Annotated in this window: 1 protein-coding gene; it reads right to left on the minus strand. The window is 65.1% G+C overall.

Going from position 1 to position 1,362, the window contains the following annotated elements:
• Positions 1-78: 78 nt before the first annotated feature.
• On the minus strand, positions 79-1,362 hold a 1,284-nt coding region (locus SK854_RS48115), incomplete at its 5' end, for a radical SAM protein (RefSeq protein ID WP_319981892.1).

Below are 1,362 nucleotides of genomic sequence, written 5' to 3' on the forward strand. Positions count from 1 at the left end.
TCCGCTCCCGCCTGGGTCACGATGCGTCCTACTCCACCCATGATGCTCCCCCTGAAGTCGAGTGTTTCGCCTGCGCGGTCAGCATTTGACGCAGCAGCGGACCTCGCCGACGTCGACCGCTTCGCCGCGTCGTTCCTGCCACAGCTCCTCGACGCGGGGGTCGGAATGCGTCCACTCGAAGTAGAAGCCGCGGTCCTCCAGCGGAACCCCTTCGATCCACGGGGAGGTCAACAGCGGTGAACCCTTGAACAGCAACAGCCTCGTCTGCAGCACCGTGGGAGCCGCGACACGGCTCAACCCGGTCTCCTCCAGGAAGTCCTCGAATCCCAGCAGTTCCTCGTACGTCACCCAGGGCGTGAACGGGATGAACGTCGGGTTGAGGACGACGCCGAGATCCTCGGCTGCCGCGATGGCCCGGCGGGTGTCGTCGATGTCGATGCCCTTGTCGAAGATCCGCAGGATGCGGTCGGAGGGGAACTCCAACGCCGACGTGATCACCTTCAGCCCGAGATCAGCCAGGTGCTTGATCTCCTTGGGGTACTGCAGGATGTGGTCGACACGGGTGGTGATCTCGTAGGTGTGCGGCTTGCGGCCGGTGGCGTTGATCGCCTCGACGACCTCGATGCCGAACTTCCGGGAGTTGAAGAACTCCGCGTCGATGAAGGCGAAGTGCTCGGCGCCCTGCTCCTCCAGCACCAGCGCGTCAGCGACCACGGCGTCCACGGAGATCGGCGAGAACCGGCCCTCGTACGCGCCGTACACCGAGCAGTAGGTGCACTTGTGGTGGCACCCGCGGCTGACCTCGATGTTGCCCATCAGCCCGAACTTGGTGTTGTGGGCCGGATATTCCGTGATCGGCGGGAATGCCGCGCGATCGGGACTGGCCCACTCCATCCGCGAGTTCGGTGGTCGCGGCTTGCCGCCGTCGCGGCTGAAGAGCCCCGGAATCTCGTGCCGGGCCGCGTGACCGCGAGCCAGGTCAGCGAGTCCCTTGGAGATCCGCTCGGGCTCGTCCATCGCGATGGCGTCGACGCGACCCATGAACGCCCGGGAGTTCATCTGCGCGTACTGACCAAAGGCCACCACCTGTCGCGCGACCGACGGGTCCTGCAACCAGTCCAGCAGCGCGATGCCGCGATCAAGGCCGGCGTACTGCTGCACTGACAGCAGTACCAGGTCGAACGGACCTTCCGGACGATCATCGGGAAACATGTGTGCGTCCCAGGCCTGCACGTTCAGGCCTTCGCGCTTCAGCGCGGCGACCGCGCTGGCGGCGGCGATGGGCTGGAGTTCACTCTCATAGGACGAGACGATTAAGCATGACGAATCAGACATGATCGACCCCCACGGCGGACACAGTTC

Origin of the sequence: Lentzea sokolovensis, assembly GCF_033949975.1 — a bacterium.
Taxonomy (GTDB): Bacteria; Actinomycetota; Actinomycetes; order Mycobacteriales; family Pseudonocardiaceae; genus Lentzea; species Lentzea sokolovensis.